Source organism: Dendronalium sp. ChiSLP03b, from assembly GCF_034531165.2.
GTDB classification, from domain to species: domain Bacteria; phylum Cyanobacteriota; class Cyanobacteriia; order Cyanobacteriales; family Nostocaceae; genus Dendronalium; species Dendronalium minutum.
The window spans coordinates 12943-34934 of record NZ_JAVRBR020000124.1; the positions used below are offsets into that span (position 1 = coordinate 12943).

Annotated in this window: 23 protein-coding genes and 1 pseudogene; 14 read left to right on the forward strand and 10 right to left on the reverse strand. The window is 40.3% G+C overall.

The features are described 5' to 3' along the window. Window positions 1–147: 147 nt before the first annotated feature. From RMY31_RS28640 to RMY31_RS28650, 3 genes are read right to left on the reverse strand one after another with little or no spacing between them, the layout of a single operon-like run. The gene (locus tag RMY31_RS28640) at window positions 148–882 is read right to left on the reverse strand and encodes a DUF6753 family protein (RefSeq protein WP_409878707.1); all 735 of its coding nucleotides are present in this window, start codon (window positions 880–882) and stop codon (window positions 148–150) included. Further along, a complete protein-coding gene (locus tag RMY31_RS28645) occupies window positions 882–1661 on the reverse strand; it encodes a hypothetical protein (protein ID WP_409878710.1) in 780 nt (259 codons plus the stop codon). The genes RMY31_RS28640 and RMY31_RS28645 overlap by 1 nt, the downstream gene beginning before the upstream one ends. Next, on the reverse strand, window positions 1662–2189 hold the full coding sequence (locus RMY31_RS28650; RefSeq protein ID WP_409878712.1) for a hypothetical protein: 528 nt from the start codon (window positions 2187–2189) through the stop codon (window positions 1662–1664). 456 nt (window positions 2190–2645) lie between these two features. On the opposite strand from RMY31_RS28650, the gene RMY31_RS28655 reads away from it, so the two are divergent. From RMY31_RS28655 to RMY31_RS28675, 5 genes are read left to right on the forward strand one after another with little or no spacing between them, the layout of a single operon-like run. Beyond that, complete coding sequence (locus RMY31_RS28655; protein WP_409878714.1) at window positions 2646–3044, forward strand: MobC family plasmid mobilization relaxosome protein; 399 nt, start codon at window positions 2646–2648, stop codon at window positions 3042–3044. After that, window positions 3025–4209 carry a relaxase/mobilization nuclease domain-containing protein gene (locus tag RMY31_RS28660; RefSeq protein WP_409878716.1) on the forward strand — a complete coding sequence of 395 codons (1185 nt, stop codon included), beginning with the start codon at window positions 3025–3027 and terminating at the stop codon, window positions 4207–4209. The genes RMY31_RS28655 and RMY31_RS28660 overlap by 20 nt, the downstream gene beginning before the upstream one ends. A gap of 33 nt (window positions 4210–4242) precedes the next feature. After that, a complete protein-coding gene (locus RMY31_RS28665; RefSeq protein ID WP_409878718.1) occupies window positions 4243–4923 on the forward strand; it encodes a hypothetical protein in 681 nt (226 codons plus the stop codon). A 6-nt stretch (window positions 4924–4929) separates the two neighbouring features. Next, complete coding sequence (locus RMY31_RS28670) at window positions 4930–6516, forward strand: type IV secretion system DNA-binding domain-containing protein (RefSeq protein ID WP_409878720.1); 1587 nt, start codon at window positions 4930–4932, stop codon at window positions 6514–6516. Between the two features lie 17 nt (window positions 6517–6533). Beyond that, window positions 6534–7058, forward strand: a complete 525-nt coding sequence (locus RMY31_RS28675; protein ID WP_409878722.1) for a hypothetical protein — start codon at window positions 6534–6536, stop codon at window positions 7056–7058. A gap of 314 nt (window positions 7059–7372) precedes the next feature. On the opposite strand, the gene RMY31_RS28680 is transcribed toward RMY31_RS28675, so the two are convergent. After that, window positions 7373–7885 (reverse strand): tetratricopeptide repeat protein, encoded by a 513-nt coding sequence (locus RMY31_RS28680; protein WP_409878724.1) that lies wholly within the window; start codon window positions 7883–7885, stop codon window positions 7373–7375. A 191-nt stretch (window positions 7886–8076) separates the two neighbouring features. On the opposite strand from RMY31_RS28680, the gene RMY31_RS28685 reads away from it, so the two are divergent. The 4 genes from RMY31_RS28685 to RMY31_RS28700 all read left to right on the forward strand — a co-directional run bounded on the left by RMY31_RS28685 (window position 8077) and on the right by RMY31_RS28700 (window position 12548). Further along, the gene (locus RMY31_RS28685; RefSeq protein WP_409878726.1) at window positions 8077–10131 is read left to right on the forward strand and encodes a CHAT domain-containing protein; all 2055 of its coding nucleotides are present in this window, start codon (window positions 8077–8079) and stop codon (window positions 10129–10131) included. A gap of 3 nt (window positions 10132–10134) precedes the next feature. Beyond that, window positions 10135–10578: a hypothetical protein gene (locus tag RMY31_RS28690; protein WP_322666911.1), complete on the forward strand. Its 444-nt coding sequence runs from the start codon at window positions 10135–10137 to the stop codon at window positions 10576–10578. After that, window positions 10559–11962: a hypothetical protein gene (locus tag RMY31_RS28695; RefSeq protein WP_322666909.1), complete on the forward strand. Its 1404-nt coding sequence runs from the start codon at window positions 10559–10561 to the stop codon at window positions 11960–11962. Before RMY31_RS28690 ends, RMY31_RS28695 begins: the two co-directional genes overlap by 20 nt. 124 nt (window positions 11963–12086) lie before the next feature. Further along, entirely contained in the window at window positions 12087–12548 is a 462-nt protein-coding gene (locus RMY31_RS28700) for a tetratricopeptide repeat protein (protein ID WP_322666907.1), read from the forward strand. Window positions 12549–12551: 3 nt separating this feature from the next. Here the strand turns inward: RMY31_RS28700 and RMY31_RS28705 are convergent, their stop codons facing one another. Both RMY31_RS28705 and RMY31_RS28710 read right to left on the reverse strand, forming a co-directional pair. Further along, window positions 12552–14099, reverse strand: coding sequence for a CHAT domain-containing protein (locus RMY31_RS28705; RefSeq protein WP_409878736.1), 1548 nt, complete (start codon window positions 14097–14099; stop codon window positions 12552–12554). Between the two features lie 192 nt (window positions 14100–14291). After that, window positions 14292–14471, reverse strand: a pseudogene (locus RMY31_RS28710) (hypothetical protein); the annotation flags it as partial. 226 nt (window positions 14472–14697) lie between these two features. On the opposite strand from RMY31_RS28710, the gene RMY31_RS28715 reads away from it, so the two are divergent. From RMY31_RS28715 to RMY31_RS28730, 4 genes are all read left to right on the forward strand, one after another. Beyond that, entirely contained in the window at window positions 14698–15339 is a 642-nt protein-coding gene (locus RMY31_RS28715; RefSeq protein WP_322666905.1) for a ParA family protein, read from the forward strand. A 1-nt stretch (window position 15340) separates the two neighbouring features. Further along, on the forward strand, window positions 15341–15574 hold the full coding sequence (locus RMY31_RS28720) for a hypothetical protein (protein WP_322666903.1): 234 nt from the start codon (window positions 15341–15343) through the stop codon (window positions 15572–15574). A gap of 400 nt (window positions 15575–15974) precedes the next feature. Further along, a complete protein-coding gene (locus RMY31_RS28725) occupies window positions 15975–16286 on the forward strand; it encodes a type II toxin-antitoxin system RelE/ParE family toxin (RefSeq protein WP_199326278.1) in 312 nt (103 codons plus the stop codon). Window positions 16287–16313: 27 nt separating this feature from the next. Continuing rightward, the gene (locus RMY31_RS28730) at window positions 16314–17396 is read left to right on the forward strand and encodes a HigA family addiction module antitoxin (RefSeq protein WP_322666901.1); all 1083 of its coding nucleotides are present in this window, start codon (window positions 16314–16316) and stop codon (window positions 17394–17396) included. Window positions 17397–17555: 159 nt separating this feature from the next. On the opposite strand, the gene RMY31_RS28735 is transcribed toward RMY31_RS28730, so the two are convergent. The 3 genes from RMY31_RS28735 to RMY31_RS28745 form a co-directional block, all read right to left on the reverse strand. Then, a complete protein-coding gene (locus tag RMY31_RS28735) occupies window positions 17556–18632 on the reverse strand; it encodes a pentapeptide repeat-containing protein (RefSeq protein ID WP_322666899.1) in 1077 nt (358 codons plus the stop codon). A gap of 95 nt (window positions 18633–18727) precedes the next feature. Further along, window positions 18728–18940, reverse strand: coding sequence for a hypothetical protein (locus tag RMY31_RS28740; protein ID WP_409878730.1), 213 nt, complete (start codon window positions 18938–18940; stop codon window positions 18728–18730). A 2-nt stretch (window positions 18941–18942) separates the two neighbouring features. Beyond that, on the reverse strand, window positions 18943–19116 hold the full coding sequence (locus tag RMY31_RS28745; RefSeq protein ID WP_409878732.1) for a hypothetical protein: 174 nt from the start codon (window positions 19114–19116) through the stop codon (window positions 18943–18945). A 47-nt stretch (window positions 19117–19163) separates the two neighbouring features. On the opposite strand from RMY31_RS28745, the gene RMY31_RS28750 reads away from it, so the two are divergent. Then, complete coding sequence (locus RMY31_RS28750; protein ID WP_322666894.1) at window positions 19164–21332, forward strand: NACHT domain-containing protein; 2169 nt, start codon at window positions 19164–19166, stop codon at window positions 21330–21332. A 60-nt stretch (window positions 21333–21392) separates the two neighbouring features. On the opposite strand, the gene RMY31_RS28755 is transcribed toward RMY31_RS28750, so the two are convergent. Continuing rightward, the coding region (locus RMY31_RS28755; RefSeq protein ID WP_409878734.1) for a tyrosine-type recombinase/integrase at window positions 21393–21992 on the reverse strand (600 nt) is incomplete at its 5' end.

Consider the following 21992-nt stretch of genomic DNA (forward strand, 5'->3'; position numbering starts at 1 on the left):
ATTATACTTATCGTTACTCCACCACCAGAAACCGCCGCATCATCTCCTGCAATTCCACTGGCTCTCCATCCGGCGTATAAACCACCCCACCGAAAGGTGTCTCTTTTTCTTATTCATGCAATAAATCGCGTTTTCAACAGCAATTTTTTACCGCCGTCTTTGATTAGGATCAGTCCCCAAACGTTTCTCAACCCGTTGCAGTTTGGTATTAGTCCAATCAGTATTCTGCAAAATCTTCTGTAGAGACTCGGTAGTTTCGACGGGGGTAGGGATTGGGGTCATGTGTGAATAAAACCAAAACAGAATAAAAAATGTGACCGGAGAAACAAGCCAGATGATAAAAGCTCTAGCCCAACTTTTAACGACCGATTCCACGTCTTTTTGGTTCAATAGAGAAATCTTCGCCTGAATCTCGTTCAATTGTTCTTGCAACGGTTGGCTCAATGTCTCTGGTTGCCTTGGGGAGATATTGCTCAAATTCTCGGAGAGTTTGGTTAAGCTCGTCAATTGCTTGAGTTGTTGCTGAGACGTTAGATTTAATGCGCTCAAGGCTGCCCCTAGCTGATTGCAACTGGTCGCTAGATTTTTGATATTCTCCGTGTGGTCGGCTTGAGTCTTCAATTGCTCCGCTGTCAGTTGACTCCATTGGTTTAGCTCTGCCTGTAAATTTTCAAATAACAATTTCCAATCATTTGGTGCAGTTTCGGTCAGCTGTGCCAAGTATCCAATGTACTGCACCAGTCGAAATGCTGGGTCATCCTGCTTCATCCCAGAATCAAGCGCAAACCGCAGCACTTTAGCTTGAAATTCTGGCGGCTTTTCTGACAGCAACCTATCTAAATGAGATACCCCGCCATTACCCTTACCATTTGCGCTCGCCATTACTCTAACCCCAATTGCACAGCCGCCCGATTAAACTCAGTTTCAACCGCATCAATCCAGCCATAAACTCTCGACTGATTACTCAAACTGAAATCTTCATGTTCTAGGGCTTCCCGGAAAGTAAGATCCTGAGAGTCAATCAAATCAAAAATATCGTCATATAACTCAGGCAATAACAGTTCAATTCCCCCCAATTCTTCTACAGCCTGCTTCACCTTAGAATTGTTGTAACGAGTGAACTTGTTCTCATCACCCCAGTAAAGATTTTTCACAACTACATAATCAACACGGTCGCCGCAGAAATTCACGAGGCGTTTTAACTGTAAAACGCTATCCTTCAATCGACCCAAAACCGACACCATAGTGATGCGATAACCCAAACGCTGGGCATTCTGAAACAGAAAAATATCCTTAGCTACTGACTCAAAATATTCTGCTGCTCCAGCAGGCAGATCCACCAGAGAAACTTTAGGAGAAAGACGCTTCAAATCATCCTGCAAAGCATCAGCACCACCGCGCTGATTAAGTTTCAACCCTGATACCCCAGGAGCCACCTTATTGTAGTGGCGATAAAGCTGAGGATTCGACTGGTCACATTCGTAAGCAATACAGTTGATATTTCTGTGGCGGTAAATATCGAGGAGAATTCGAGCAACCACACTTTTACCAGTCCCGCCCTTATCACCAGTCACTAACACCAACCGCCCAACAGTTTTTGGCTGAGGATCAGGCTTTTTTTCCTGAGCTTGGTCAGCCGTAGGTTTTGCTCTAACTGCCATTTACAAATCCTCATCAGAAATGATTTGAGGTATAAAAGCAGGACGAGAGGTATTTTGATACTCACTGTCTTTACCCTCATCCGACTTCTTAGCTGTTTTAGTAGTTTTAGTATTTGTTGATTTTGATGAAGCGGATTTTGATTGTGGTTGTGATTTAGAATTAGCTTTTTTGGCAGACTGAGTATTGTTTTGTGTCATCTCAAAATTCTCAGCCAAACCAGACTCATCAATTACTGGTGTACTGGTATTCTCTTGACTAGGAGCATCAGAAGACTTTTTGCGCGTAGACCTTTTGATATCGCTAAGTAAATAACGAATACGTTCTGCACTAATATTGATATCCAAGCCAGCTAAAGTTTCAGACACTTCCTCGTAGCTATAGCCCAGACGAAGCACCCGTTCAATTTGACGGCGCATTTTTCTAATAGCGTCTCGTGCCGGGATATCATCTAATTCCTTAGCACCTAAAGCGCGGAGAGCATCAAGAGCTTCAGGAATTTTCGACTTAGGAACACTATCTTTAGTCACAGAAGTAAAAAGCAGGGTTTTGTTATGTTTAAAACTTTACTTTTGCTGCATACATCTATCTAAAGATAGGTAATTGGGAATGGTAAAAATACTTAAAACAGAGTAATACTTATTCACGTAAATAATTGAACGGTAATTAGTAAGAGCGTGTAAGATAACTCACGAAGAGTTTATCAAAAAAGAATTACACATTTGTTAGTAAGAATTCCCCATGCCACATATGCACTTAATCTGTGGCTTGTTTTCGTGGCAGTAGCAGCGAAATACGCGTTTTGTCCTCACGCGGGTGGTTGCCCCCATTCCCTCGCCTCTTCCCCCACATCCTGGTAAGGAGCAATCCATGCCTAGCCCTCCGGGCTGCCGTCGCTGCGCTCGGCTCGGCAGGCTTGCCAAAGGGGGAAGTATCCCCGCTTTGGAAACCCCCTCAAGAAGTTGCACTAAGTCCTGTATGACGTTATGCCCAAGCGTTCTTCTCCATCACTCGTCCGCACTAAAAAACTACAAGCGCTATTCAGTCCCATTGAATATGAAATGATTCGGTCAAAGGCAGAAGACGCGAGCATTAGCTTGGCAGAATTGACCAGACGCTGTATGTTATTACGACCAATCCCACCACCACCGCCACGACTAGGCAGAGTTACAGTGGCCACATATCTGGAACTGTCACGCATCGGTAACAATATCAATCAACTGGCTAAAGCTGCCAACACTGCCATCAAAATGCAACTGCCACCGCCAGCATCACCAGAACTCTTACAGGAACTCCTAGAACTGCTGCAACACTGCCAACGAGAAATTGCCAAAACCTTTATTGAGGAAGAGGACGAAGAAAGCGATGATTGGCAACCAGACTAAAGGGCGAGGATTCCGTGGACTGCTAAATTATTTAGAATCCCAGAAAGAAGCCAAACTCATAGGCGGCAACATGGGTGGCAACAATGCCCGCGCACTGGCTTTAGAATTCAAAATCTCCCGACAATTAAACCTCGAAGCCGACAGAGTAGTGTACCACGCATCATTATCACTACCACAGGGCGAGCGACTCGATGACGCAACTTGGAATGAAATCGCTCACCGCTACCTTGAAGAGATGGGGTTTGACAGTAACCAGTACGTAGTATACAGACACAACAATACAGAACACGACCACATCCATATATGCGCTAGTCGCATCCGTTTGGACAACGGCAAGATAGTTCATGATAGCTGGGATTACAAACGCAGCGAAACCATAATCCGGCAGCTAGAACAATATTATGGTTTACAACAAACCTATTCCAGCCACGAGAAATTATCCCGCAATCCAAGTATTGGTCAACAAAGACGACTAGAGCGAGAACACTTTGAATATATTAATGGCGATCGCCCAACACCTCAAGAACGCTCCATCAAACAACAGCTTCAAGAGCTAATCGACCGTGCCACTCAAGACCAACTAACTATGCCGGAACTGATTGAGCGACTGCAAATAGAAGGTGTGAAAGTTCGCCACGGTTTAACACGCAACGGTAAGAGTAAGGGTATCAGTTATGCAATGAAGGGCCAGCAATTTAGCGGCACAAATTTGGGAGCAGCTTACACATTCCCAGGATTACAAAAACACAAAGGAGTTAACTATCAACCAAAACGCGATGACGGGCGTATTATCGCACTGCTATTAAATCCAGCCAAACCTACACAACAGCCAAAACCAGTTCAATCAGTTCAACCCAACCAACATCAAGAGAACCCCTCAGTACAACCCCAAGAGCAAACCGACCTTAATCAGTGGCAGCAGAAATATCAACAGCTATCACTGGCTCTGAAGCTAACAGCATTGTCACCCAACGACCGGGACAGAAAAATTATTCGCCATTTAATCAACCAACAACAACCAGCATCAGATATCAAAGACATTATCAAGAATGGTTCAATACAGCGCACCCAAGAAGAATTCAAACAGTTAGTGTCACTGGCAATAGAAATAGATGACTCAGAGAAACAAAAACAAAAAACCATTCGGCGCGGACTAAGCAGATAAATCAACCACCAAAAGAAACTGAGAGGCATTCCCATGAGCTCTAGCCCTGATTATCCTCAACAAAAACGAACCTCTGCCCAAAAACAACAGGAAGAAGTAGACCAAACAATCGAACAGTTGAGACTCATTCAACAGCAGTCAACGGTCAACCAACAGAAAAACCAGCTTTCGGAACACAAACCTGACCGAGAAACCGACAAACCAGCTGAAGAACAAGAACTCAACAAACACGCTAACTCTCCCAAACTGGGCAAAGAATTTGGCTACCTGCCAGCTTCTTACTATTTAGAAGCAGCATCAGAGCAGATTCCTGGTTTAGGTGAAAAGGGAAAGAACATCACCCCAGCAGGTTTAGTAGCATTCGGCCGACTAGGGTTTGACCTGACAAAATCTGACCCAGCCCCACAACGCCCAACATTAGATTCGAGACTTGCAGCAATTCGCGCTCAACGCGACTCCTTGAGTACACCCCCAACACCAGAACCAGAACAAATCAAGCAGGGGATTAAACAACCAGAGAATCAGGAGAACAACTTGCATGAAAATCTCCCTGACGACTCAACACCCCAACAACCCAACAACCGGGATACAGAATCTCAGCACGAGCGCGTTGACCCATCAAAGATGACTTTAGACGAACGCATTGCTCATAACAGGGCGAAAACTGCAACACCAGAACAATCCAAACAAATTAATAAAGATTTAAATCGGTAATAGCAAATGTTTGGTCAAAATCAACAGCAGCCTGACCCATCAGCCTTAATCGGACTCGGCATAGCATTTTTCTTTGGTGCTTTAGCTTACGGCATAGCTAAAATCAGCGGGCCTGTTTTTCCTCTAATGCTCTGTGGTATCTATGTATCGTCTATTGCTACTAGTAAAGAACTGCCACTGAAAATTGGTCTAGGAATCTCCGCAATTGAACTGCTACTCACACCTTTTGTAGGGTGGCAGAATTTTTGGAGCTACAACCTAATTTTGGGCTTTGTGCTTGCCGTGATTCCAGAAAGATTGGTGTCGGGAGTTGTGCGCGGTTCCCAACTGCAAACACCACAGCAACTACAGAAACAACTGCGCCGCAAAGAAGAACTGATCCAAAGGAAGCAGCAAACGCCACCACCGATACTTCCCAAATTAGAAATTGCAGATATTCAATTACCAGACGATCTAGCACCATTATCATTTATGTTCTTGGGTTCCCCTGGTTCCGGCAAGACCCAAGCCATTTTGAAAATGCTCTCCATCATGCGCGATCGCCCAGACTACCGCGTTATCTGCTTAGATAGATCAGGCGAAATCCTTGAAAAATTTGCTGATCACAACACCCTAATCTACAACCCCAGAGACAGCAGAACAGTTCACTGGAGCCACCGCAGCGAAGGCATTGAATTTGAAACTATAGCTGCTGGTTTAATTCCTCCCAACCCAGATGCCAAAGACCCGTTTTGGAATGAAGCAGCCAAAGGGCTGTTATCCGATTTGTACGCCCAGACCTATGACAACGCTGAAGTTTGGGAGATGATAGCCAAAAGACCCTTGCAAGATTTAAAAGACTTACTCACTGGGACATTAAGCGCCACTTATTTAGAAGCAGAAAACACCGCAGCGGGTATCAAAAGTTCAGCCATTAACTACCTGCGATTCTATAAAGTATTAGCTGACAATCAAGCGAAAGCTGACTTTTCTTGGAGCCAGTGGGGAAGAGAAGATGATCTGCGCTGGATATTCTTACCGATATTTGAAAATGAGGCTGAACTGTTTAAACCCCTGTACACAATGGCATTTTCATTAATGCTCAGGGGACTGTTAAGCAATGAGAATCACCACATTAAAACCGTGATTTGCATTGATGAACTCTCAGCACTCGGTAAGCTGGTCGGTTTAGAGCGCTTGCTAGCAGAGGGGCGGAAATTCTCAGGTATTGGAATGCTGGGTACTCAGCTTACAGGTCAAATCGCTAACATTTACGGGGAGTACGGGATGCAAACCATCCTCCAAGGTTGTTGCACCAAACTCATCCTCAATTGCCGGGACTATAGCACGGCTGAATTATGCTCCAAATTGATTGGTGGACAGGAACGCTTAGAAACGACTCACGGCAAGAGTAGTAATGGCTGGTTCAGTGAAACACGTTCTGTCAACCAGCAAATACGAGAAACCTTTGCTGTACTACCTAGTGAACTGCAAGCACTGCCACCACTAGAAGGATATCTATTAATTGCTGACGGTACAAAACCTGCAAAAGTCAGAGTAACCCCAACAGACTATCCTTTGAAAGCTTCGAGATTTATAGATGCTGCAATTTGACAGTTGAGAGGGTGCAAATGATGTTTATTTCTCGTGGTCTTTTAGCTAAAGCTTGTATTCTGGGCTTCTTGGTTGGTTGGGTAACTGAACTTCCCAAAAATTCTGCAAATGCCCATCAAGCCAAAATCCAACATTTATTGTCACAGACTGACAGCAAACACCAATCCTCACCAGCAGTTCGAGCGTCGGCAGAAATTGAACTGCTAGGAGAGGCTAATCTCAGTGAAAATAATGAAGCTATTGAGATTTATCAGCAGATACTGAAAGTTAATCCCAATTCTGCCAAAACGCATTTTCTATTGGCTAAACTTCAACTATTTAATTGGTTCTATCATGCTCGAAACCAGCCAGTAAGAGCTAAACTTAAGCAGACAGGGTTGAACCATTTAAAAACAGCCACATATTTGTACCAAAAGCAGGGCGATACAGCGGCGGCGGCAAAGTTGGAGAAAGTATACAGTCAGGTTCAAAAGGAGACGAACCCAGTTAATTGGGTATTTCCAGAATGGCGCTACGTTGATGTCAAACTTTCAACGCAGTGAGAAGCAGGGTTAGGGATCACCTCATTAGTCCGCTAAGGGTGCGTCACTCTGTCAGCTCTGTGACACGCAGCTACAGCGTCGCTCACTGACATCAGGAAAATGTTTTAGCCAAATGTGGTAAAAACTGTACTATGAATGATGGTTTTCAGATATGAGCCTTGGTTACGCTCAACAATTCTAAATTCAAAAAACCAAAACGCATTGGGCGATTTCCTTTCTTGTAGACTCCGAGATCATAAACGCGATTAAGTGCTGCCAGCTATTAAACAACAAGTAGGTAGTTTTGGCTGTTCTGAGTCTCAAGCTCTACTTCTTCATTCTTCCATCTCCTTCTCACTAAACCTTCCCAATTCAATATTCCATTCTCGATATTTAGGAATAGAAATTTCAACTTCCTCGCTGTTGGAACCTTCTTTGTTTCCATCTTTATCGGGTTTATTGGCAGGTATTTCAATCATTGGAGGCTTGGCTATAACTAGTGCTCGTGTTGTTTTGGCAAGAGCATGATCCGGTTCTAGTTCCAAGACTTTATCAAAACAGGTTAAGGCATCTCTGTAACGCTTCATCATACAGTATGTTGCGCCTTTGTTGTACCACAGATCTGCCACGTCGGGATTGATTTGAATTGCCTGACTGTAACATTCTATAGCTTCTTCATACTGTTGTAATTTCTCTAGTGATATGCCTTTATAAACCCAAGCAGGAATAAATTTAGGTTCAATATTAATTGCCTTTTGAAAGTTGTCTTGCGCTTCTGGGTATTTTTTATTTTCTAGAAGCATTACACCTGTATTAAACCAAGTTTCGTGTTCAGGAATTTTTGTCATATTTGGTTAAATCCCCCAAAATTATTTCCTGGTAGCTGGTTTTAGTCATTTGTAATTCTTCAAAACAATTAAGTAATGTCAGTCTATTCCTAACGCTATCATTTAGATTAACACCAGTAAGAAGTCTGAGTGCTACTTAGGGGAAATCGTACAATTATTGCTTTTAACTATATTTGTATTAAATAATACTTATGTACTTTGAAAATGGCCCAGAAGCAAAAGACGCGGAAATCAAGAGGCTAATTCAACTACTAGGCAGCAGTCAAGATGAGAACACTCGCTGGCGAGCGGCTGAGAGCTTGGGTCAAATTGGTGCAGGGAATCCAGAAGCAATCAAGGCATTAGTACAACTACTAGGCAGCAGTAACTCTTATTCTGTCCGCAGGCAGACTGCCAAATTGCTACAAACAATTGCTATTGGCAATCTGGAAGCTATTGAGAAACTAAAAAAACTTCGCCATACCACTGAATCAGAACATATTCGCTATTTAGTAACAGAGATTTTGGCTGAAATTGATTCTGTTACAGATAAGCAACCTCAAAGAGAAGATGATGACGATCTACTATTATTCCTCCAAGCTGCAAGAATTAAAGAAACAGTAGATCAATATTTTTCAGTTAATAATCATCAAAAAACCAAGTTTTGTTATCAGCGGATAATTGCGTGTTTGGATAAATTACAAGAAGGTCGAGATATCCTCACGCGACGTTCTTTAATGAACTCCTATTTAGAGATATATAAACGTATTGTTTCTTTTGCAATTAATACTAGAGACTTTAAAACTGCATTTTTTTATGCAGAAATATTGAGAAATCGCTATTTGGTAGAGCGCATATCCCAGCAGGATACGCTCCTACCCAAAACGATTACACCAGAATTAGCAGCACAAATAAACCAAGCCAAGCGCACAGAACGCAAGACCTTACAAGAATACACCAACGGTATTAGTAAAAATTTAGACGAGCAACAGCTAGAAGAACTAGATCGCAAGTGGGTTGAGGCTAAACAAGTATTAGCAGATTTATATGCTCAAGTAGCTGTTATCGAACCAGAGTTTATTGCCAAAACAAAGATTTCTCCCATAACTTATAGAGAAGTTCAAGATTTATTGCCTTCAGATACAGCTATTCTAGACTTCTTCTTTACTGATAAAAAATTAATAACAATGCTGATTCTACCCAGAGGAGAATCACCAATTATTCCGGAAACTCTCTCTATTCCACTAAAACAAGCCCCTTTAGAACGATTGGCAGAGCTTTGGGTATCAGATTTAGCCACAAAGAGCAAAAAAAATAAGGAACATATTGAGCCAAAAATTCAAAATATCAACCAACTTATTAAGCAAGTTTCTGAAATTGTGAAATTTAGTAATTTGCTAAAGCATATTCCAGTAGATATTAAGCATCTGATTATTATCCCTCACCAATACTTACACTTATTCCCGCTTCATTCTCTAGAAATAAATGACCATGAACTTCTTATTGACCGCTTTTCAATCAGCTATTTTCCTAATCTGCAAGTCTGGAAAATTTGCCAGAACCGTCAACGTTCTCAAACAACATTAATAGCTATAGAAAATCCCACAGAAGATAAAGATTTAATCTTTGTCAAAGCAGAAGTAGCTGGTATTCGTCAACGCCAACAGTTTTTGCAAAGAAATATTCTTACAGGAAAACAAGCAGCCAAAGCACAGGTTTTACAACTAGCAGAGAATCATCATTGTTTCCATTTCTCTGGTCATGCTGAGTATAATTTTGAAAATCCTCTTACATCCTACCTGATGCTTTCAGGAAACAGCAGTGATAACCTAACCCTAAATAGCATCTTGACTGATTTACAGATGCCTCATGCAAATTTAGTCACTCTCTCTGCTTGTTGTACAGGATTGGTAGATGCTTTTCAACCCACCGAAGAATATTTAGGATTAGCTACAGGCTTTTTGCTTGTAGGTGCAAAAGCTGTCATTGGTAGTCAGTGGAAAGTTAACTCTATTGCTACAGCCTTCCTATTTGATGAATTCTACAGGCAATTAGAAACTAATAATAAAGCCGTTGCCTTGCAAAATGCTCAAAACTGGCTGCGTCGCTGCACTGCTGAGGAACTAAGAGAACGAGCTGATAGCTGGGATTTGAGTACACTGGAACCAAAAGAAAAGTTTCGTTTGGACAGAGCACTTAAGCGTTTACAGAATATTCCCTTTGAAAATCCCTATTATTGGGCAGCATTTATCTTAACAGGATGTTAAACCATGAATAACAGTGATATCCAAGATACAGATTTTTTCATGTGTGAAGCTTTCAAACAAATCCTGACTTCACCCAAAGTTGAACTAGAACAGAAATTAGGTAGTGGCGCTAGTCATGTGATTGCCAACTATTTAACCACACTACCCTCAGAAGATTTCCAAGATCCGGCTATAATGGCAAATCGCATTGCAGCTTTTTGTCAAAGACCAGAAAATAAAAATTTACAAGATTGGTGGGGTGAGATCTACGACAGACTTGATGAAGATGGTATTGATATTTTTGTTAAAAAATCCCGTGACCCTGGGGAAGAAGCAGATGATGAACCAGAAACTACACAAATTATTACTAACGAAGGTCGAGATATCTGCCAATATTTGGAACGTTGGGCGCAGGAAGTAAAAAGTCAGGATACGCAAGGGAATCAAGATGACTCTAATTCAAAATAGTCCCATCGTTAAAGTCCAATCTCCAACGCTGCACCTATATTATTATCGGCTGCATCATGGCATTAATGAATCGACCAAGGTTGTACAAGACCGACGCACATTATTTTCTGAAAATTTAAATAAAATAGTTGCTAACTTGAGAAGTAGCACAGGTAAAAAAGGATTAGATATTGTTAAATTAATTCCTGTTGAACAAGAACAGGATGGAACTATTTTAGACTTTGCCAATGTGCCATTAGAATGCCGCAAATCAAATAATGACCGACTGTACTTTGAAACTGGTATTATTCACAGTCGCCTCGCTGCTCGTCGGTTCAATGATACCTACATTTTACGTTTAATTAGATATGTTCCTGCAATCCAGGGTGAACAATCACTAGAATTATTTGAAAATTTAAGCGAACACCTTAATGACCTTGATGTTGAACTTGGACAAACAGTAGTTTTTGCTGGTATTCTCAAAAATCAATCTCACTCCCAACCAACAGATACCATTGCCGCAGAATGTTTAAGTAATTATTACAGTCAAAATATTCCCACAGACGAACTAATTGTTAATGAATTTTTAGATTGTCCTTTTTATATATATCCTCAAACAGTCTCCGTTAAGAAAATCGATGAATATGCCATTAAATCAACAAAACTAGCCTGTGTTTTTCTTTATAAAGACGAGAATGTAGAAAAAAAAGCAGATACATTTTATAATATTTTACAAACTTTGCTCTTAAGCTATCATAAAATTATTTATTTCTTCTCCCAAAGTTTGATATTAGAAAATATCCTGCATAAACAATATGAAGCTATTGAGCGACTTAGCGAGGATTATGCTCAAAGAAAATGGGATAGCTTATCTATGCTCAAGCTTCCTCAAGAATCTTTAGATTACTACAAACGTCTTTCTTTTCTTGAAGACCAAGTAAGATTAATTGAAATTCATCAGAGTAATTATCGAATATGTATTGAAGAAATTGAGCAAAAAACTGGACAAAAAATTCCTAGGTTTTTTGCTGATTTTGAGAATGAAATTAATCGTAATCTCAAGCAGATAAAAGCTGATATTGGTTTTCTCAATCCAGGAATTCAACTTTATGAAAAACTAATGCTGAGTGTGCAAACCCAAATCAGTATTAATGAAAATGTAATTCGAGATAGACAAGCTAAACTAGGACAACTTCTTACAGGAGTAGGTGCAGCTATTGCTATTGGTCAAATAGTTTCCCAACCGATGACGAATACATTATCTTTATATATTGATAAAGGAAAGAATCAACCATCAGTAACTAGTTTATGGTTAGGTGCATTGCTGACTATTGCTTTAAGCCTTGCAATTGGCTATGGTATCAGTGTTAAGGTTTATCAATGGTTTACCAAAGACAAATTTTGAGTGGTACAGCTTTAGATGTGTATTGAGTCTGTAAAGTGTAGGGGCAATTTGAGAAATTGTAACTAGACAAATTAATTTAAATCTCTTTATTGAAATATTCTGTAAAAATAAGAGTTAACCAATTATGGCTAAGTTGCACGACTATGAAACCTGGTTTGATAAAGGAATGGCACTCGAGGAATCAGATAAGCACGTAGAAGCATTTGCCTGCTTCCAAAAAGCCATCGAAATTAAACCCGACTTTATCCCAGCTTGGGTTTACCAAGGCATATCGCTAGAACAGTTGCAACGGCATGATGAAGCGTTAGCATTATTTGACGCAGCCATTCAAATTAATCCGAACGTTACGGATCTTTGGTATAACAAAGGTGCAACTCTTTGTATGTTGGAGCGATACGAGGAAGCGCTAGCTTGCTTTGATAAAGTTCTGGAGATAGATCCTAACAATGCGATCGCTCAAACAGCTCAATGTCTAACGCTAGAAACTTTGGAAAGTCTTAAACAAGCACAAAACTTAGTGTCCGTAAACTCAACCTATTCTACTAATGTAGCCGATGACACTTACTTACTAAAAAGATGTCCTTAAATGTTAGCATCCAGTAAGTACAAAAGCTGCCCAATAATAAGGGTTTTCAAAAGGAATACCCTCTAAACGTTTAAGTGCCCGTTGTAGGCGAAACAGTTCTTTTGGTTCTAGTTTACTTAAATCCCAGGTTTTTGTTCGTTCTCTTAAGGTGTCAGCAGTACAACAACGCAGCCAAATCTGAGCTTTTTGTAGAGCAACTGCTTTATTATCTATTTGATCTAACTGCCGATAAAACTCATCTAGAAGAAAGGCGGTAGCAATTGAATTGACTTTCCAGAGACTGCTGACAACTGCCTTAGCACCTGCAAGCAAAAAGCCTGTAGGTAGTCCTAAATACTCTTCAGTCGGTTGAAATGCATCCACCATTCCAGTACAGCAAGCAGAGAGAGTTACTAAGTCTGTATGGGGCATATGCAGATCAGTGAAGATTGTATTTAGGGTCAAATCCTCATCATCACTGTTGGGAGAAAGCATGAGATAGGAGTCAAGAGGATTATCAAAATTGTATTCAGCGTGACCAGAAAAATGAAAACAATGATAACGAGTTGCCAAAAGTAAAATTTCTGGTTTAGATGCCAGTTGTCCTGAGAGAACTCGATTTTGAATGAAATGTTGACGCTGACTAATGCTAGTTACTTCAGCTTGAGAAAAAATTAAATCTCGATCTTGAGTAGGATTTTCTATTGCCAGCAATGATTGACGTTTACGTTGGCGTTTCTGGCAGATTATCCAGACTTGAATACTGGGAAAATACTGGACTGAAAAGCGGTCAGCTAGATGCTGATGCTCATTCAATTTTAGAGCATGAATAGGGAAAAGGTGTAAATAGTTATTAGGAACAACAATTAAACTTTGGATATTATAAGGAATATAGTCCAGTAACTTTCTGAAATTGAGATAATCAGAAATCTTATCTAAAAAAAAAGGTATTTCTTGGATACTTTTGTCAATTTCTAGCTCCTTCTTAACTTTAGGTTTTGCGGTAAAGCTAGAGATCCAGTTTCTAGCAATATCTTCTAGAGAGTTATCTTTTAGTTCTAGACACAGGTCTTCGGAAATGATGGGTTTTTCTGTCCCCGGAATAATCAACATTAATACTAAGACTTTTTGGGCAAAAAAGAACTCAATTATAGCAGTATCAGGTGGTATTAAAGATTGAATATTTGTAAAGGAAATGGGATAAACTTTGGTTTTAGCAATAAACTCAGGTTCAATTTCTGATACTTGACTATATAAGTTTGCTAATAATTGTTTTGCTTCAGACCACTTCTTGCTTGATTCAGCTATTATTTGCTTATTCTGATTTCCAGATATTTCGTATTCGTAATAAGTGTATTCGGCTAATGTCCTCCTTTCAATTAGCTTAGTCTTTTCTATTTGTTGAGATAACTCTAATGGAAATGTCTCTGGCAAGGGGGTATCCTGCTTTGCTAGTCTCTCAACTAAGTATCGATTTTTAGAAAGTTCAGTATACAATAATGCATTTGCTGAATCATCTGTATAAATACAAATAGCAACAATACGTTGATATATTTCCAAATATAAGTTCATTACAGAACGCCGAGTTTTAAGGTCTTGATCTTCTTGAAATATCTCTAAACATCCAATTACTTTTTTATAATAAAATTTTGCTTTTTCAGGATGATTAATAGACAGATGATGATCGGCTGTTTCTTTAAATCTCGTCACTTTAATAAATAAATTAAGTTCACCTTGCAGTAAAATTGGTGATAGTTCACTTAATTTTTCTCTGGATTGCTGCCTGACGTTACCATTCATAGCAGCTTCCTGCAAAGTCATGAAAGCATTAAAATCTTCTATATCATACCTAGTGGTCAACAGATGCCGTAATTGATTTTCTGCCTCTACAGTTAGATAGCCGCTTGCTAAAGCTTTTTGGACAACGTCACGGATTCTTGTCATATTGCTAGGTTCCTTAATTAGGCATTGAGCTGGGTTTTTTGGCATCCACTGATATCCTACTTAAAAGTATTGATATTACTCGATTGTGGCATACACAGTTCTTGTAACGAAATAACGAAATCGTTATTTCGTTAAATACATATTTCTTGCTTTAGCGAAATCGTCTTTTCATAGTGACGAAAACACGATATAACTAATTCGCTCTTGGGCGAAAGGACGAAATTTCATGACCGTATTAGTGGGTGTCATTTCTCAAAAAGGGGGGGTGGGTAAAAGCACCCTTGCTCGGCTCATTGCTCGTGAATATGCGGCGGCTGGCTGGGATGTAAAGATTGCCGACCTAGATATTTCTCAAGGTACGAGTACGGATTGGAAACAACGCCGCGAAGTAAATGGTATTCAGCCGGAGATTGCTGTTGAACCATTCCGCACTGTTGCTCAAGCTCTGAAACACGCCTCGGTTTATGACCTTATGGTTATGGATGGCCCACCACATTCCATGCAAGGAACACTAGAGATTGCCCGTGCAAGTGATTTGCTTGTCCTACCCACTGGCTTATCACTGGATGACCTCAAACCATCCGTACTGTTGGCGCATGAGTTAGTAAACGCCAAAATTCCCGTTGATAAAATTACCTTTGCTCTATGCAGAGTCGGCGATCGCGAGAACGAAATTGAGGAAGCCCGTTCATATATCCATAAAGCTGGTTATGTCACAGTAGCCGGTTCAATTCCTGAAAAGACAGCTTACCGACAGGCTTCTGATAACGGTCGTGCTGTTTCTGAGGTCACGTTTCCTACTTTAAAGCAACGGGCAGAACAAGTTGCTCAAGGAATTATCGATTTATTGAGTAACCAAAGGGGATGATATGTCAACCAAACCACCACCACCACCACGTAGACCAAACAAAGGTGAACCTCCTAGCATTGATGAAACGAAGTCAAACTTGGAGAAGCCAGAACCTGGGGAAACAGCCAATTTGAATTTTAAAGTCCCTGCCGAGTTCAAGAGGGATTTTAAAATTGCGGCAGCTACTTACGGCTGTACCCAGGTTGAGCTATTACAGCGTATTTTCAAGTTCTGGACAGAGAATCAGGGCTAGCCAAGATTCGTCTTATCGCTAAAAAACGAAGTAACGAAGTAGCGTTTTCTTTATTTCTTGCTTTAGCGATTTCGTTGACGTTGTTCTCAACACAATCCTTAACAGCGATGTGAACTAACACCTACACCTACCACATCTATAACTTGCCATTAATAATGTTTTATAGTATATTTGTACTATTAAAGAGAGAGCAGATGATTAGACTCAAGTTAGGTGTGCCGTTAGAGAAAAATGACAAAACCCCTTATGGGATTGGTTTGCATTAACTTTCAAGATTAACTAAAAATCTTTACAAACTGCTTAAAACTCTTGTCACATAAAGATTTACAATTAAATTATCAGTGATTCACCCCAAGACTGAATCAAAGCGTAATATAATGCAGAATCCACTGCATTTACCTTGGGGGGAGCTTTGCGTTTTCAGTTTAAGAAAAAGAAACTCGAAGCACTTTACACAGAAGAAAAAGATGCTCATAAATACCCAGGTGTGGTTGATGACTTTTTTGAAGTCATGGCGATTATTGATGCTGCTGTAGATGAGCGAGACTTATATGCTCAAAAAGGGTTGAGATTTGAAAAGCTCAAAGGAAAACGAGGAAAAAAAGGACAGCGTTCCTTACGTTTAAATGATCAGTGGCGTTTAATCGTGACAGTGGATGAGGATGACCAGGGGAATTACCTCACAATAATTGATATCGAAGACTACCACTAACTTTCGCTACTCAGGGGAGACAGCAATATGAGCCAGAGTTTTGCACCAGCAAGAGTACCAACACCAGGGAAAATTTTAAGTCGAGAATTAGAAGCCCGTGGCTGGACACAGAAAGATTTAGCAGAAATTATGAGTCGTCCAGTTCAAACTATCAACGAAATTATCCGAGGAAGCAAGCAAATTACACCTGAAACAGCTATTGAATTGTCCCAAGCCTTGGGGACTTCTCCTGAGTTCTGGACGAACCTCGAAGCAAAGTATCGGCTGCATTTAGCAGGAAAAGAAAAAAAGGAGCAAGATATAGCTCGTAAAAGCCGATTGTACACAATTGCCCCAATCTCTGAACTAATCAAAAATGGGTGGATTCAAGGAACAAATTCGATTGATGAGTTAGAACAGCAAGTTTGTAATTTTTTTGGCATATCTTCTTTAGATGAAATACCCAAATTAGATGTTAATTTCCGTTGTTCCGAGCATCGAGAGCCAGAAGAAATTTCTCGAATAGCTTGGGTAAAGCGAGTAGAAAATCTAGCAAAACAACAAACAGTTGCTAGTTTTGACCGTAGAAAACTAGAGGCTGCTATTCCTGAAATTTTAGTTAGTGCTAAACAAGTAGAAAGTATTGTGCAGATTCCTAAATTACTAGCAGATTTAGGCGTAATTTTTGTAATTGTGCCGCATTTGAGTAAAACTTATTTAGATGGTGCAGCCTTTTATTTAAATGGTAATCCTGTTGTTGCATTGACATTGAGATATGACCGGATTGACTCATTCTGGTTCACCCTCATGCACGAGTTAGCGCATATTGTTTTAGGACATCAAGGAGCTTACTTAGACAACTTGGATGCTCTAGAAGAGAATGATGAGGAAAGAGAAGCTAATCAAAAAGCTGCTGACTGGTTAATACACCCTCAGACATTAAATGAATTTATAGTCAGGAGTAAAAAACTCTTTTCTCGTAAAGCAATTGAAGAATTTGCTCTTGATCAACACAGGCATCCAGGCATAATTCTTGGTCGCTTACATTATGACAAATTAGTTCCTCATAAAAACTTGAGGACGTTACTCATTAAAGTTAGTCCCCTTTTGAAAAACTGGATTGATAATTAGTGCAGCTTTGTAAGAGTGGGAGACAGCAGAGTAATGTACTACATTAATACTTGCTTATAAAATAATTAGTTAATAGTAAACAATATTCTCCTCACCTATAGGCTTCACTTAATTTCGTCCTTTCGCTAAATCACGAAATAACGCTATCTGCTCTTAAATCTACTTAGCATCCTCTGGTGGTAAACCCAATTTGGTACGAAAATCCTCGTCGTATTTTGCTTTCTCCCAATTATTGGCAGATTTAATTTGGTCAATACTTATGTTTTCAGCAAGTTCAAGGTTAGCACCGTCGAGGTTAGCACCTGCAAGGTTAACACCTGCAAGGTTGGCACGTATGAGGTTAGCACCTGCAAGGTTAGCACCTGCAAAGTTTGCATACATGAGTTGTCCGTGTGAAATCTGGGCTTGTGTCAGGTTGGTGTGTGTGAAACTGGCGCGTGTGAGGCTAGCATAATCGAGAGTGGCACCATTGATGTTGGCATCATTAAAGATGGCATCATCAAGATGAGCTTTTATGAGGTTGGCACTTGTGAGATTAGCACTTATGAGTTTGGCACGTATCAGGTTAGCACCAGTAAGGTTGGCATTTATGAGAATGGCACCATTCAGGTTCGTATTGCTGAGATTCAATTCACTTATAAGTTCTGTATCAATTAGAAATTGAATAACACTCCCTTTGCGTTCTCCATCTTTATCCAGCCTCCGTAGTACCGATAAAGTTCTAGCGCGTGCTACATCAAATGCTGTATCTCCTCGTAAAGGGTCTGAAACTTTCAAATTTTTCTCAAGCAATAGCTCTGACATCCGGTCAATATAAGCTTCTAATGCTTCTTCTCGTAAATTGTTATCTGCTATTGCTTTTTCTAATTGAGCTTGTTTTTCTGCCCCTTCTTTTTCTGCTTCAGCTTGCTTATCTGCTCGTTTCTGTTCCCTACGCTCAAATTGGAATAACACAATTGGAATTGCTAATGTACCAGCTAAACCTAACCAATCCCAAAGTGTTTTACCTGATTGAAAATACTCTGTTGTCTCTGTAAGTTTTATAATTTTTCCATCTTTGGGATTTAGTACTTCCTTTATAGTTACTGATTTATTCGAGTCCTCACCAAAACCACTCCAGTTAAATTGATAAAGAATATAGATAATTACAACCGTAGCTAACAAGCCTATAATTAAATTATTCTTATTAATTATTTTTTTTAGCAAATCGAGGTATTTATTCTGTAACTTACCCATAGATGCTTATGATGTAGCCATATTATTTGACTTGTAAACACTATATCTAAGAATATAATCCTTACTTTAGGTATTCTTTTAGGTTTATATAAATATTATTTCTTGTTAATAGTGCTACTGCTAACAACGATTCTATTTTGTTCGCTAGAGGTTGAAAAGCTTAATTTTATATTCGCCCCAGGAGCGGCTGACAAACTATTAGGGTGTCCGCCGAGATACGGATATTGTTGACGAATTATGAAAATACTTGGCTTAAGAGATTGGTAGTTCTGAGCGATCGCGCTTTGTGGTGCTGCCTTCTTCGTCACTCTTATGTCGTCAATGGCACAAAAGCCGACTTATACCCAGGCGATCGCAACTTTCGACGCTCTTGATGGATATAGCAATGAATTCCCAGACTGGGAATCGGTAACGGCCGCAGGAATAATGCAAATATGCTAGAGAATTCGTTATCGGAAATTGTGCTAACGGAAGTTAAAGCCAAATATCACAAGAATGCTTTAAATTTTAAATAGATTTACTGGGAATCCTATGACAGGAATGGAACCTTTAGTAGCAGCAGTGGCGGCATCAGCTGTTAGTGGCGTAGCCGTTCCTATTTTTCAGTCACTTTGGGGAGGCGGAGGTAAGCTTTTAGGACTGTTTGGCAAAACCTTAGATGAAAAAACTAGGGAGTTAATTTTTACTGCGTCAAAGCAGTATGTTCAGAACTACGAAGAACGGCACGGTATCCTCAAAGTATTGGGAATGCGTGAACCTGTCAAGCTGGAATCGGTCTATACAGCAGTTCAATTTTTAGATAATGATGCTAGGAGTAGTTTTGAATCTATCGAAAATTTAGAACAATTTTATCGCCAAGCTAATACCCGCAGGTTTCAATCTCAAGATAAAGGTAAACAAGAAGGAATTAAAGTTGCTAACGATAAGCAATATCTAATGGTGCTTGGTAGCCCCGGTGCAGGCAAGTCCACATTTCTGCGAAAGATGGGATTAGAAGCACTCAAGGGGAAAAGAGGAGGATTTCAACACAGCTGTATCCCTGTATTTATAGAGTTGAAAAGATTTACATCCAGCGATATCAATATAGAAAATTTTATTGCAGAAGAATTTCGGATTTGTGGATTCCCAGAACCAAATCAATTTACAGCTAAAGCCTTAGAGCAAGGCAAGCTACTAATTTTGTTGGATGGTTTGGATGAAGTTCCAACAAAAAACTCAACCAATGTAATTAGTCACATTCAAGATTTTGTTGATACTTACGATAAAAATCGCTTTATTACGTCCTGTAGGGTAGCAGCCTATCGCCACAATTTCCGACGGTTTACTGATGTGGCAATGGCAGATTTTGATGATATTCAAATTGAAAACTTTATTAACAATTGGTTCAAAAGTAAACCTGATGTAGGTAAAGATTGTTGGCAAAAACTCAATAGCCAAGAATATACTGCTGCTAAGGAACTAACTCAAACACCATTATTACTGACTTTGGTATGTTTGCTCTATCAGCGTTCTGGTAAAATTCCGACTAATCGAGCAACTCTTTATGAAAGAGCATTGAGAGTTTTACTAGAAGAATGGGCAGGTGAAAAAGGCATTGCTCAGGAAGACCTTTATAAAGGACTAGATACCAAACGCAAGGAAATGATACTTTCTGAAATTGCCCATGATGCCTTTCAAGAAGACCGCTTATTTTTACCGCGACGGGAAATTGCCGACAAAATTGCGAAGCTACTAGCAGAAATGCTACCGGATGAAAAATTTATCAATGGGATAGATGTTCTCAAATCTATTGAAGTACAACATGGAGTATTAGTAGAACGCGCTGATAGTATTTACTCTTTCTCTCATCTGACACTACAGGAATATCTAACAGCACAATACATTGATGACCATCGCCATATTGAGAAATTAGTTACTGAACACCTAACAGATGAACGTTGGAAGGAAGTGTTTTTATTAGTAGCTGGTTTAATGCGTGGTGGTGCAGATGATTTGCTGTTGTCGATGGAGAAAGAGGCGCAAAAGTACATTAACACACCGAAACTACAAGCTTTATTAAACTGGGTAGAACAGGCAACAACTGGATCTACTGGGGATTTTAAACCTGTGGGTAAACGTACAATTGCGATGGCTTACGCCTACGCCAATGCCTCCGTCAACACTAGGTACTACGTCGTTGCCAACCCTGAAGCCAACGCCTATGCCAATGCCGAAGCCAAGGGCATCGCCAAGTCTAACGCCGATGCCAACGCTTACGCCCTCGCCATTAGCAAAGCCAAGAGCATCGCCAAGGGTGCTGGACTTGGCATCCTCAAGGCCAAGGACATCGCCGAGATCAAGTCCAACGCCATTACCGAAGCTATTAATTACATTCATACACTTGAAGAATTAACAATCTTCAATAACGTTAATTTTAATATGCTAATTGACGAACTCAAAGAAATGAGAACTAAAGTTACTGATGAGGAACAACCGCAAGAAGCGTATCGGGCATTTCTTCCACGCCTTATAAAAACTTCACTCAATGCTTTCAATCTCAGTCCAGACATAATTAATTTATCCCAGTCAGAGACCAAAGCACTGGAAAATTATCTCTATGTCAATTCTCTGATTATCCAGTGCAAACAAGCATCTGTGCGGGTATCGCCCACAACTTGGGAAGCAATTGAGGCAAGGATGTTATTAGTTCCGAGTAGTTGAATAGTTTACTCTCAAGCCTAATATCCTGCCAGCCAATAATATTAATGGATTTTCATCCACTCAAAAAGGCTGTTCCCACTGCCAATCAAAATGTTCAAACCGCCTGGGGTTCTCCGCAGTGTAGCGCACAGTATTTTGAATCTGTTTATGCCCCAAGTAACTCTGTATATCTCGCGTAGAGCGATTTTGTTCTGCCAAAAAATAACCGCAACTATGGCGGAACATATGCGGATGCACCTTAATATGTAACCCCGCTTTTTCAGCTGCACGTTTCACCATCTTCTCAATCGCATCCACCGACAGTGACTGCCCTCGCTCATTGGGAAACACAAAATAACTATTAGGATAAGTCTGCTTTAACTGCGTCAACAAATCCACCTCATCCGGCTGCATCGGGTGATTCCCACTCTGGCTGCCCTTAAGCCGCTTGATGTAAATCACCTTTCGCTCTAACATAACTGCATCCCATTTCATGGTTGCTGCCTCCCCCGGTCGCAGCCCATGCCGAAATGAGAGCAGTAACAACGCCCGATCTCTAACTCTATGCCGACCGCGATCGCCCGCCGCCTGAATCAAAATTTTCATCTCCTCCCAGGTCAAATACTCCCGGCTGCGATACTGATCATTATTCAAGCGCCGAAACGTCGTACTCATTCTCTC